The 12,418-nt window shown below is 54.0% G+C and carries 11 protein-coding genes; 1 reads left to right on the top strand and 10 read right to left on the bottom strand.

The window, feature by feature from the left end; translation table 11 throughout:
• The coding region (locus BUB73_RS12200; RefSeq protein ID WP_139259208.1) for a transposase at positions 1 to 204 on the top strand (204 nt) is incomplete at its 5' end.
• Positions 205 to 529: 325 nt separating this feature from the next.
• On the opposite strand, the gene BUB73_RS17375 is transcribed toward BUB73_RS12200, so the two are convergent.
• The 10 genes from BUB73_RS17375 to BUB73_RS12155 all read right to left on the bottom strand — a co-directional run bounded on the left by BUB73_RS17375 (position 530) and on the right by BUB73_RS12155 (position 12,414).
• On the bottom strand, positions 530 to 685 hold the full coding sequence (locus BUB73_RS17375) for a hypothetical protein (RefSeq protein ID WP_170932350.1): 156 nt from the start codon (positions 683 to 685) through the stop codon (positions 530 to 532).
• Between the two features lie 10 nt (positions 686 to 695).
• Positions 696 to 2,618: a hypothetical protein gene (locus BUB73_RS12195; protein WP_088658982.1), complete on the bottom strand. Its 1,923-nt coding sequence runs from the start codon at positions 2,616 to 2,618 to the stop codon at positions 696 to 698.
• 292 nt (positions 2,619 to 2,910) lie between these two features.
• Positions 2,911 to 4,380 carry an NADH-quinone oxidoreductase subunit N gene (locus BUB73_RS12190; RefSeq protein WP_073238391.1) on the bottom strand — a complete coding sequence of 490 codons (1,470 nt, stop codon included), beginning with the start codon at positions 4,378 to 4,380 and terminating at the stop codon, positions 2,911 to 2,913.
• A complete protein-coding gene (locus tag BUB73_RS12185) occupies positions 4,380 to 6,086 on the bottom strand; it encodes a complex I subunit 4 family protein (RefSeq protein ID WP_073286202.1) in 1,707 nt (568 codons plus the stop codon). Before BUB73_RS12185 ends, BUB73_RS12190 begins: the two co-directional genes overlap by 1 nt.
• Positions 6,086 to 8,029 (bottom strand): NADH-quinone oxidoreductase subunit L, encoded by a 1,944-nt coding sequence (nuoL, locus tag BUB73_RS12180; protein ID WP_073286199.1) that lies wholly within the window; start codon positions 8,027 to 8,029, stop codon positions 6,086 to 6,088. Before nuoL ends, BUB73_RS12185 begins: the two co-directional genes overlap by 1 nt.
• Positions 8,030 to 8,035: 6 nt before the next feature.
• A complete protein-coding gene (nuoK, locus tag BUB73_RS12175) occupies positions 8,036 to 8,350 on the bottom strand; it encodes an NADH-quinone oxidoreductase subunit NuoK (protein WP_073159656.1) in 315 nt (104 codons plus the stop codon).
• Positions 8,350 to 8,880, bottom strand: coding sequence for an NADH-quinone oxidoreductase subunit J family protein (locus tag BUB73_RS12170; RefSeq protein ID WP_073159654.1), 531 nt, complete (start codon positions 8,878 to 8,880; stop codon positions 8,350 to 8,352). Before BUB73_RS12170 ends, nuoK begins: the two co-directional genes overlap by 1 nt.
• The gene (locus tag BUB73_RS12165; RefSeq protein ID WP_249269454.1) at positions 8,880 to 9,449 is read right to left on the bottom strand and encodes a NuoI/complex I 23 kDa subunit family protein; all 570 of its coding nucleotides are present in this window, start codon (positions 9,447 to 9,449) and stop codon (positions 8,880 to 8,882) included. The genes BUB73_RS12170 and BUB73_RS12165 overlap by 1 nt, the downstream gene beginning before the upstream one ends.
• The gene (locus BUB73_RS12160; RefSeq protein ID WP_073159652.1) at positions 9,449 to 10,801 is read right to left on the bottom strand and encodes a complex I subunit 1/NuoH family protein; all 1,353 of its coding nucleotides are present in this window, start codon (positions 10,799 to 10,801) and stop codon (positions 9,449 to 9,451) included. Before BUB73_RS12160 ends, BUB73_RS12165 begins: the two co-directional genes overlap by 1 nt.
• Entirely contained in the window at positions 10,801 to 12,414 is a 1,614-nt protein-coding gene (locus BUB73_RS12155; protein ID WP_073286196.1) for an NADH-quinone oxidoreductase subunit G, read from the bottom strand. The genes BUB73_RS12160 and BUB73_RS12155 overlap by 1 nt, the downstream gene beginning before the upstream one ends.
• Positions 12,415 to 12,418: the final 4 nt, after the last annotated feature.

The following is a 12,418-nucleotide window of genomic DNA, read 5'->3' as shown; positions in this document are numbered from 1 at the left end:
CTCAACACAATCAGGCTGGGCGTGTCAAACGCAAGGATCGAGGCGACGAACAACAAGATAAAGCTACTGATACGGACTGCCTATGGCTTCAGGAACATGAACAACATGCTGTCGCTGATAATGTTGAGCTGTTCCTATGTAGATGTAAAGATAGCCTACGAATGGGAATCGGAATCGAGAGGATCATCTAGCAAGGCAGCCTAAATGCTACCACACATGTTGATGATGCCTCTAAAATTTTTTAGCACGAACAAAGGAGATCCCCGAACAAGTCGTGGACACCGGAGGGGCGCGGTTTACAGGGCTTTGTCAATTGAAGTTGCTCTGTCGAGCGTGCTTTACAGGGCTTTGTCAATTGTCGGCTGCTTATTATGCATTTTACAGGAGACTTTTGCCAGAATTCACGGAGAGAAAAGATCCACTTTTTTGAGGGAAGTTTTATTTACAGCATTAAAAAATCCCCCGCAGGCGCAATCGCACCGCGGAGGGATTAAATAGCAGATGTTTTTGTCAGCTTCGAATCGCAGCCCTATTGGAAATAGACATCATCATCACTATCATCTTCGGCAGAGAAGAGCTTTATTTCTTCACCACTGGCACACAATAACGATGTCATGCTCATGTCCATAACGGTCATCTGCGGAGCAACGTATTCTTTCTTTTCGAGATTCTTTTCGATGTTCATTGTTCGCTCCTTACTTGACGATAACCGGAGTGCGGTAGTTAACGTATGCGCCCTGAGCCTTGGGCTTGTTCATGCTGCGGCCAGTAACATCGTGCCAGCGATCTGACTTGACAATGTTTGCAGGGGCCTTGAGATTCTTGATAGCAGTTATCTGATTGTCATCTTCATCAGTATCAGCCGGAGCCGGGTCAACGATAATCACCCTCATGGATTCAGGAAGTTTGTCGATGGACGCCACTGCAGCAGGAGCATATTCGGCGCCGGGAGCGGCAGGCTTTTTCTCGGGCTCACTGCCATTATAAATCAGGTAAGCGCGTAGGGGGAGAATTGCCACCTTATTGCCAGCCTTGACAAAGGAACCGATAACAAGATTATTCTTATTTGCGGAGCCAGCAAATCCATAAACACTGCCCAGTTCATCAGCATTTTCCTGCTTTTTATCATCATCCTGCCAGCGCTTCTTTGCCATGGTTCCGATAAAGGACCAGTCATCAACAGTAGTTGTTGCGCTCTCAGGATTTTTCTTGAGAGTGACGGCGCCAGAGACGAGAAGTTCGGCACTGTTTATGGTAAGCAAGTACGGAGTGTAGGCTTCTAGGGAAGTGGTCGATTCACCAACAGCATCAGTAAACACGCCATCTTCTTCCGTAACTTCCTTAAGTTTTGCGAAAGTATTTGCACCTTCATTGATTTTAGACGATTCAATGCTAAAGGGCAATGTTATAGTGGAGTAACCTCCTGCAGTAAATTGACGGGTGAAAACAACCGTGTCGACCTTGATATCCTGAGGAATAGAGAATGTCGTTGCATCGTCGTGAATGGTTGCAGTAAGGGTCAAGCCGTCTTCAGAGATGGTTACGCCGGGATGAGAGTCTGCTCCAATGATAGATTCAACAGTTTCGGGATCGTAATAAGCGAAAACGTTGGACTGGTCATAGCTGTTAAAACTAGAGGTAAGATTTGTGGAATCCTTTCCTTTTGTGCAACCTGTAGTACCAGATTCGCAGTTTACGTTATCTGTTTCGAGAGTACCTGCAGCGGAGCCAACTGTAGCGTTAAGGCCAGAGCTACCAGAATTGGCATCAACGGTACCGATGTTATAGCAGTTTGCAACACTTGCCACAGCACCAGACTCCACATTGGCAATGAGACCTGCGATATTGGTTCCGGTCAAGGTTTCCTCATCCATAACCTTACTTAACCCGGCTCTATCGGTATAGGAAGAGAATACACGACCATGGTTAATGCTATTGGAAATGACCAACCTGGCACCATCCTTCACCGTGCCAATAAGGCCACCAATGTTGGCACCGTTTTTAGTCGTTCTGTTTTTGTAATATCCGCCAGCGACGGTACCGCCAAAGGAACTATTATCAATACGAATCAGCTTGCCATTACCTTTTTCTACACGAACCGCCAAGCCGCCTGCATTCTCAGGTTCCACTCTAAAATAGGAGTCGCGAATGTTCAGGTTCTTAATGACCGCACCACCAGAAATGGATTCAAAGAAACCTGCATTGGAGGTTATCCAAAGATACAAGCCGCTAATGGAGTACGTACCGCCATCAAACTTGCCTGCAAAACCCTGAATCGGAGTCCAGGATTCGCGATCAACAGTTGTATTAATAACACCACCTTCATACTTGTAGTAAATGAGGTTACCTTGAGTCTTAACCAGCCAACCGTCACCAGTGGATTCATGAACACTACTGTTCACGGTAATATTAGCGGTCAGCTTACCGCAAGCAGTCTTATTTGCGGTCTGACCACTCGTGCCGTTAACTACCGCGGCAAAACCATAAAGTTCTGCAGCCGTACTAATCTGGTAACAACCATCCTTTACGTCTACGGAAGGTTTCTTCGGGGTAATAGCAGCATTAGCGCCTACAGCGCAGATGCCGGCAAAAGTCATAGCATAGATTATCTTTTTCATACAAACCTTGATCTTTCTCAGTGACGAAAGATAAATTTTCATTGCATTATTGTCACTAATTTTCTTACAAAATCAGGCGTTCCTTTTCCGCTTCCCCCCCTATTTTTTGTTCCTTGTCACACACGAACCCCCAAAATGTTCAGAAGGCGAATTCATTCAAGTACTTTATAAAATCCGCTTATAAACAAAAACACCCCGTAGGGGATTCCTACGAGGCGTTTTCGAAGTTTAGGATCCTGAAACAAGTTCAGGATGACTTTGGGTCAGTTCAGGAATGACGTCCTGTAACTGATTAGATCAGGGCGATGCCGGGGATCACGCCGACCACCAGGAGGGCGATAGCGGCAACGGTCACTGCAAACTTCAGCAGGTAGCTGAAGGGTGCGCTCTTGGCGCATACGCACTTGCATTCGCATTCAGGCTTGAGGGGCATGAAGAGGACGAAGGCGATACGCAGGTAGAACACGGCAGCCACCAGGGAGAGGCCGAAGGCCACGGCAGCGAGCCAGCCCATACCAGCGGCGAATGCGTCGGTGAACAGGGTGAACTTGGCCAGGAAACCAGCAACCGGCGGAAGGCCAGCCAGGCTTGCCAAGCAGACAGTCACGCCCAGTGCAACGAAGGGACGCTTGCGGCCGCGGCCCTGGATTGCTTCCAGAGTTTCGTTGCGGTCGTCACGGCCAGACAGGTAGGCAATACCGGTGAGGGCGCCAGCAGATGCAACGGCGTAGGTCACCAGGAAGTAGAACATGGGGCCCATCTGAACGGTACCGTTTGCAGCGTAGTTGGGCAGCAGCAGGCCGATTACGATAAAGCCGGCGTTCATCACGGCGGAGTAAGCCAAGATGCGACGGATGGACTTCTGGGCGAGACCGCCGAAGGCACCGAACACCATGGAAAGCAGAGCCACGATAACAACCACATAATAGAGGCCCTTGGACTGGGAACCGATGGTCACCTGTTCAGCAAGGTTCCAGGCGGCTGCGGAGCCAGCCTTGGTCACCAGGATGCCGAGCCATACAGAAGCCAGGGCGGCGAGAGCGCCAACCTTAACAACTGCAGCCATGAAGCCGGTCACTGCAACGGAAGCACCGGTGTAGACGTCAGCCACCCAGAAGTGGACAGGAGCGGCACCAGCCTTGAACAGGAGGCCAATCACGGTCATGAACACGCCAATGCCGTAGATGCTTTCGCGACCCGGGAGAATGGCGGAATTGAAGCTGGTAGTACCGGTAGCACCGTAAACCATAGCCACACCGTAGAGGAAGATGGCGCTGAAGATGGAACCGGAAACGAAGTACTTGAAGGCACCTTCGTTAGCGTTTGCATCCTTGCGGCGAATACCCACCAGGGCGTAGATCGGGAAGCTAGCCAGTTCCATGCCCAGGAACAGGGCCACATAGTCGATGGCCTGAGTCATGAGCAGGGCGCCTGTAGTAGCAAGCATCAGGAGGGCGTAAGCTTCGCCACCCTTGAACTTTTCGTGGCCCAGGGTCCACTGGAGGCCAGCGATACCCAGGAAGGCGCAGAGCACAATGGCAACGCCCAGGAGGCGGCGGGCCGGATCCATGGCATAGAGGCCGTAAAAGGTATCGGTAGTGACCAGGGCGTAGGCACCGGCTGCGAACAGGGCGAATGCGGAAGCGACCCAGGGAAGGATCTTATGCTTGTTCTCGTCCTTGATGAAGGGTTCTGCAGCCAAGGAAATCAGGGCGCCAACGGCAACCAGGATAACCGGCAAGAGAATGATCATGTTACTCATTAGTTGTTACCTCCTTCAACAGCGGCTTCGGAAGCGGCGGCGGTGTCGACATCCATTTCGCGGAGCTGCTTGATGAGAGATGCGCGTTCTTCTTCGCTGAAACCGTTGGCGGCCAGGTTAGAATCCAGCTGACGGAAGTCTTCTTCGGTCATGGGCTGGGCAACGCTTGCGATATTTTCGTCTTCGGCGGAGGCGGCAGCTTCAGCGGCGGGAACTGCTTCGTTTTCGGCAGTTTCTTCGATCTGCTGGGCGTTGCCGGAGAGCTTAGCCATCTGTTCCACAGCCTGTTCGTCGAAGAGGTGCAGAGCGTTGGTGATGAATGCGGGATGCATACCGAACACCAGGAGCAGGGCGGCCATGATACCGATGGAAGAACCTTCCAGGGCGGTCATCTGGGTGCCGGTCACTTCGCACTTCTGTTCACCGAAGATAACCTTCTGGACGAAGCGGAGCATGTAAGCGGCAGAGAGGATGATGGTGAGACCAGCAACCAGTGCGGGGAGCGGGCCCATATCCCAGAGGGACAGGAGCACGGTGAATTCGCCGACGAAGCCTGCAGTACCAGGAACAGCCAGGGCCATCACAGCCACAAAGCCGAACAGGGTGCCGAACACCGGAGTCTTGCGGGCAAGACCGCCAAGCTTATCCAGTTCGCGAGTTCCAGTCATACGTTCGCCAATGCCCATCAGAAGGAACTGTGCGCCTGCGGAGAGGCCGTGTGCCACCAGGAGCACCAGCACTGCGGGGAGCATAGCTTCGGAAAGGCTAAAGACACCGGCAACAGCCAGGCCGAGGTGACCCATGGAGCTGAAGGCCAGAAGTTTCTTGGCATCCTTGGCGCGGAGAGCCATGAGAGCGCCGTAAACGGCAGTCACGAGGCCCAGCCACATCATGGTGCTGACAGCAGTCATAGAAAGCGGGAAAATCGGGAGGATCCAGGCAATGAAACCAAAGACGCCAGCCTTACTCATTGCACCGGTAAGGATTGCAGAGAGCGGAGCGGGAGCTTCGGAGTAGGAAATTGCCTGCCAGCCGTGGAACGGGAAGATCGGAGTCTTCACCATGAAGGCCAGGAGGAAGCAAACGAGGATAGAGGTCTGGACGGCGGGATCCATGTTCTGGATAGCCAGGGCCAGAGAAAGGAGCAGGGAGTTGTCAGCCTTGGTCAGCACGTACCACAGAGCCACCATCATGGGAGCGGAGCCCACCAGGGTGTAGATGGCGAAGGTCATAGCAGCCTTGACGCGATCCTTGCCACCGAAACCGGCGATAAGGATTGCGGCGGGGATCACCATTGCTTCGAAGAAGAAGAAGAACAGCACTGCGTCGGCGGCCAGGAAGGTGCCGTTCATGGCGCCCATCAAGGCGAAGATGCCGATTGCGAAGTTGCGGTAGTTCTTGCAGGTAGTGTTACGAGCAGTGATGAGAGCCACCAGGGAAAGACCAGTGGAAAGGAGCGTCATCCAGGCGCCCAGACCATGGCTGTACAGGTAGTAGTAAACCGGGCCCTTTGCGCCAGGAATGCGGAACCATTCCACAGCTTCGGTAGCCTGGTTGCCACCGGCGATCAGAGCGACGGACATGCCCACAAAGGCAAGGCCGAAGAGGAAAGCCAGGCGGGAAGAAGACTTGGGATCTTCCTTGGAGGTTGCCACCATGAGGATAGCGACAACGAACGGAGCCAAGACGAGGAGATGCAGAAGCATTAGATCATACCTCCGGTCAGAAGAACAACGAGCACAAGGGCTACAACACCGGCAACGCTAAGAGCGAGCTGCAGGCGAACCTTGCGAACCTGGAAGGAGGCAACGCCATCACCCAGGATTTCAACAATGCCGGCTACCAGCCACTGGACAAACAGAACCAGCTTATCCACGCAGTTTTCGATAATCCAGGCAACAACATTGGTAAGGCAGATGAACCAACCGTGAATGATATCGAAGAGGAAGGTCCAGGTAGCCATCTTGCCGGTAGGAGCAGAAGAGCCCTTGGCTTCAGGAATGCGAGCCTTGCCGAACTTGGCCCAGGCAATCACGAGACCGAGAACAGCAGCGGCAGTGCCGAGACCGGCGAACACCATGGGGTTCACGTGGGCTTCGGAGTGAGCCACGGAGAGCTGTGCAGCACCAACAACAGGAGCAAGCATATCACGGAAGAAGGTAAGGCCGATGGAATCTGCCCACATATAGCCGGAGAACACTGCGCCAACGGCGAGAATCACCATGGGGATCAGCATGCAAGCCGGAGCTTCGTGAATGTGATGTTCGCTTTCCTTGGAACCGCGATAGGAACCGAAGAAGGTCAGGATGATCAGACGGCCCATGTAGACTGCGGTAATAACAGCAGTGAGGAGGCCAACTGCATAGTAGTAGGGGCCCATGGGACCGCTCATATAGAGACGTTCCAGGATCAGGTCCTTAGACCAGAAACCGGCGAAGCCCGGGATACCGATAATGGCCAGGAATGCAAAGATCATGACGCATGCGGTAACGGGAACCTTCTTGACCAGGCCACCCATCTTGCGCATATCCTGTTCGCCAGCCAGGGCGTGAATCACGGCACCGGCACCGAGGAACAGGGCTGCCTTGAAGAAGGCGTGGGTAAAGACGTGGAAGATGGAAGCATCGAATGCAGCCACACCTGCAGCCATGAACATGTAGCCCAGCTGAGAGATAGTGGAGTATGCCAGCACCTTCTTGATGTCGTTCTGGAAGAGGCCAGCCACAGCGGCCCAGAATGCAGTGAGCATACCGACAACGGTAATGATATCAAGCACGGTGGGGAGCATGGCAAACATAGAACCGAGACGGGCAAGCAGATACACGCCAGAGGTCACCATGGTTGCAGCATGGATGAGGGCGGAAACCGGGGTCGGACCAGCCATTGCATCGGGCAACCAAGTGAGAAGAGGAATCTGGGCGGACTTACCGGTGCAGCCTACGAAGAAGCAGATACCGGCGAGAGACAGGAACGGAATGACGATTTCAACGTGGCCACCGGAAACGACCATCTGGATGAAAGCAGCCAGCTGATCGTAGTTGAGGATGGCGGAGCCGCCGATAGTGCAGAGCACCAGCATACCCAGGAGGAAGCCGATGTCACCCACGCGGTTCACGATGAAGGCCTTGTTTGCAGCCTTGCAGTTGTTCACGTCGTAGTTCCAGAAACCGATCAGCAGGTAAGAGCAGAGACCCACACCTTCCCAACCCAGGAAGGTCAGGAGCAGGCTGTCGGAAAGGACCAGCACGATCATGCTGAACAGGAACAGGTTGATGTAGGCGAAGAAGCGGGCAAAGCCACGGTCGCCGTGCATGTAACCGATGGAGTACAGCGCAATCAGGGAGCCGATGCCAGTGACGAACAGCAGCATGATGCGGGACAGACCGTCAAACAGGAATCCGATGTCCACCTTGAGCATGGGGACGTCGATCCAGTTGCAGAGGGTCTGACGGATGCCGGTTTCGGGCATGCCGAAAGCCAGCAGGACAACGCTAGCGAAAGCGAGAGCCGGGAACAACACGGCCAGCGCGCCAACGAAACCTTCGGAAGGGCCCTTCTTGCTGCCGGAAGAAATCACGGCGATGGTACCCAAAAGGATGGTACCGATGAGCGGGAAGAGCGGAATAAACCAAAGCGGTAAATTAGTCATTGATTATTACCCCTTCAAGTTAGAGAAGTCGTTGGAATCAACGCTCTCGCGGTTACGGAAGATCATGATGACCATGGCAAGGCCCACGCAAGCTTCGGCAGCTGCAACAGCAATTGCGAACAGCGGCACGATCTGGCCTGCAACGCTCATTTCGGCAGGCAGGGTCTTGGCAAAGCCCACGAAAGACAGGTTCACGGCGTTCAGGGCGAGTTCAACACCCATGAGCACGAAGAAGATGTTTCTGCGGGAAATGGCCACGATAAGGCCGATGGCGAAAATCACCAGGGCCAAAATCTGAACATACATAGCTTGGAGTTCCATTACTTTTCCTCCTCGATTTCAGAGCCAAGGCGCTTCTTGGCCATGAGCACAGCGGCACCCATGGAAGAAAGGAGCAACAGACCGAGGACTTCGAACAGGACGAAGTAGCCGGGGCCTTCCTGAGCTACGTTAAACAGTGTTTCGGAGGTGAGCTTTACAGAGCCGCGGAGGGTGGTAGCATCGAAGACGATGGGAGCACGAACCAGGGCAAAGCCCACGAGACCGGCGAGAACGATCACGGCCGGAATCACGAACAGGGAAACCTTGTCGAACATGGGAGTCTTGCTGTCCTTACCGGCGTTCAGCACCATGATCACGAAGGTGAGCAACATGATGATTGCGCCTGCGTAAACCATGATCTGGACAACGCCCATGAAGGGGCTACCCAGCAGGCCGTAGATACCGGCCAGGGAGAGCATGGTAAGAACCAGGGAAAGAGCTCCGTAGAGCGGATGCTTGGAAAGGAGCACGCAAACGGCAGAGCCAATTGCGATAATTCCAAGGACAATGAAGTAAATCAGGGCGAGCATTACTTAACCTCCATTCCCCAGACCTTGCGGGCCTCGGCGTTCTTGGTACCGCCCGGAGCCATCTGGCTCTGTGCGTCTTCGGGGTAATCCTTCGGATCCCATTCGATGAGATCGGCCAGGTGTGCCACGAAATCTTCGCGGTTGCGATGTTCAAAAACGATCTGCTTGGTATCCATGCGGAGAGCATCTACCGGGCAGGCTTCGGCGCAAAGGCCGCAGAACACGCAAACCAGGTGGTCAATGTCAAAACGCATGACGCGCTTTTCGATACGGGGATCGTCAGACTGGGTTGCTTCGATAAAGATACAGTGAGCAGGGCAAGCTGCAGCGCACATGCCGCAAGCAACGCAACGGGGAGTGCCATCGGGGCGGAGCATCAAGCGATGCTTGGCGCGATAGGTGTTGCGAACTTCGGGCTGGCCTTCCGGGTAGGAAATAGTGGGAAGTTCTTCGTAGCGGAACAAACCACGGGCAGCATGCTTAAGGGTGGTCCACAGACCGCGCATAGCCTCGAAAATGTAGAGGCGTTCGATGACGGTCATGGGTTTCTGTTTAATAACGCGAGCCATTAGTTACCTCCAACGAGCTTTGCGACAACTGCGGTCACAACGAGGTTCAGGATAGCGATGTTAAGGATAATCTTCCAACCGAGGTTCATCACATGGTCATAGCGGAAGCGGGGCAGAGTCCAACGGACCCAAATCCAGACCCAGCAGAAGAACACGCTCTTGACGACGAGAACCAGCAGGTGGATAACAGCAGTACCGAGAGCAGTACCGATGGTGTTGACGCCAGCGGCGGTATGTGCGATTTCCGGAGTGTAGAACATCCAGGAAGCGACACCGGCAGCGATGAACACGACGGTAGCAATACCGGCAACCAGCTTGTACAGCTTGTATTCCTGCAGGATCACCATCTTATTGCTCTGGGAAGAAGCGCGGAGCTTCTTGGAGTAGCGGTGCATCATGTGGAGGAATGCGAGGCCGAGGAATGCAAGCACCCAGCAGAGGATGGCCAGGGAGCCGCCCATGTGAGCCTGCATGGTTTCGGTAGTAACGAACGGTACAGAGTAGCCACCCAGGAAGAGGGTTGCCACCAGGAAGGAAGCGATGCAGATATGAGCGTATTCGCCCATGTAGAACATACCGAACTGCATTGCACCGTATTCAGTGTGGTAACCAGCAACCAATTCCGGTTCACCTTCGGCAACGTCGAAGGGAGCACGGCCAGTTTCGGCGATAGTTGCAATGAGGAAGCAGAAGAAAGCCACCGGCTGGGCAACGATACCCCAGACGTGGTGTTCCTGCCAGCTAACGATGTCGGTGAGGCTGAAGGAGCCTGCGAGCACCAGGAGGCCCATCATGGAAAGGCCCTGGCAGACTTCGTAGCTAATGGTCATTGCAGAAGTACGGAGGGAGCCCAGGTAGCTGTACTTGGACTTGGAAGCCCAACCAGCCAGGACAGCACCGAATGCAGACAGAGAAGAGAAACCGAACAGGAGCAAGATGCCCACTTCGGTATCAAGGATGGAACCGCTGATCGTCACGACCTTGCCACCCCATTCGAAAACCAGAGGTCCGAACCAGGGAATGACGCAGGGAGACAGGAACACGATGGCAAACGGGATTGCCGGAGCCACGTAGTACAGGAACTTGCTTGCGCCCTTGGGAGCGAACATTTCCTTGAAGAACAGCTTGGTACCGTCGCACATGTTCTGCACGTAACCCAGCAAGCGGATCTTGCCGAAGTACGGGATCTTGATGTAGGAACGGTTGGGGCCCTGACGGTCCTGCATAAAGCCGGCGCCACGGCGTTCCATAGGAATCAACAGGAGGATGTAAAGGACCGGCACGAAGCAGAAGGCGAACTTCGCAATCGTGATCAGCCATTCAACCCAGGATTTGGATTCAATAATATCCATTATGCGTTACCTCCTTCAAGATGAAGGCCAGTGCTCTTGATGCTGTCGTAAGCGAGGCCGGCGAGAGCCGGGGCGTATTCGGCAGCCTTCTTGAAAGCGTCGTATGCACAGGTGAAGGTGTTGCCAGCCAGTTCAGAGAGAACTTCGTAAGCGGGTCTCAGTTCTGCATCGGGGCAAGTGGGAGCTGCGTTCAACTTCTGGAGAATGTTGAGAGAGTTCACCATGGTGCCCTGGACTTCGCTCCAGTGCCTGATACCGTAAGCAAGGGTAGCCATGTTTGCAGTTTCGTCATTGAAAGCGGAAAGAACGATGCGGGTCGGAATCTTTTCGATTACGTCCATGGACTTGTTGCCATCGCCAACAATGTTGTTGTTCACGCAGACCAGCACGGAGTAGTTGGAAACGTTCTGAGCCAGATCCCACAGATTGTCGTCGGCAAGGCCAAGGAGCTTGAAGCCGGCGCGGTTTGCCATGGGGTCACCGCTCTTGGCGATGCCATCGGGTTCGGACTTGATCTTGAGAGAACCGCCGAAGATATCGGCACGGTCACCCAGGGATTCCTTCAGCATGCGGAGAGCAGCCAAGTCTTCGATGGTGCATTCGCCACCGGCAACGAGAGCGATCTTGCCAGTTGCAGAAGCGAGAGCTTCCTTGATGACCTTGACGCCACCGATTGCGGGGAGACGGTTCTTGTTAAAGTTCTGGAATGCCATACGGCTGGTGTTAGAGAGCCAGCTGCGGTTCACTTCCGGATTGCAACGGGGCATGACGCGGTAGATCTTACCGTCGGCATGGTCGATCCAGATGTTTGCGCCCAGGGAGTCATCCATGGAGATGGTCGGGGTGTGGCTCAGGAGCCATACGCGCTTCTGGAAACGGAAGTACTTGGCAGTCATTGCACCGGTGGGGCACACGTCAGTGACGCAGAGGTCATATTCGTGGTCCAGCTTTTCGCCGGGGAACGTGGTGATGTAAGTGTGGTCGGCACGGCCTGCAAGCTGCAGCTGTTCATCCTTGGCCACAGAACGCATGAAGCGGACGCAACGGTCGCACTGTACGCAGCGTTCTTCGTCGAGAAGGATTCGGGGACCGATATCCACGTGCTTACCGCCACGGACCTGGCCCTTGGCGTCAACGAACTGGTGAACCGGATTGCCGTGGTAGTTCTTACCATATTCCGGACGGAGACGGCCTTCGTTCTGACCGCATTCCATGTAGTTTTCCTGCAGGGTGCATTCGCCAGCCTTATCGCAGATAGGGCAATCCAGCGGATGGTTCACCAGCATGAATTCCTGAGTTGCCTTGCGGGCGTTCTTGACGCGAGCAGAGGAAGCAGGAGTATAAATCTTCATACCCGGAGCGACAGGAGTATAGCAGGAGATGACCAGCATACGACCACGGGGGCCTTCCTGTTCAACCAGGCACTGACGGCAGTTACCGGAAACCGGCAGATACGGATGGTAACAGACGTGCGGAGTTTCAATCCCGACAGCCTTCAGGGCTTCGAGGAGGTTAGTATCGCCAGGAACCATCACGGCCTTGTCATCCACGAAGATTTCAACCTTCGGGCTGTTTTCGGTCGGGAGTTTCGGCATGTTATAGTAGTTACTCATATTA

Source organism: Fibrobacter sp. UWH6 (genome assembly GCF_900142465.1).
GTDB lineage: Bacteria > Fibrobacterota > Fibrobacteria > Fibrobacterales > Fibrobacteraceae > Fibrobacter.
Note: the sequence above shows the minus strand (reverse complement) of the source record. Positions and strands in the feature narration are given on the sequence as shown.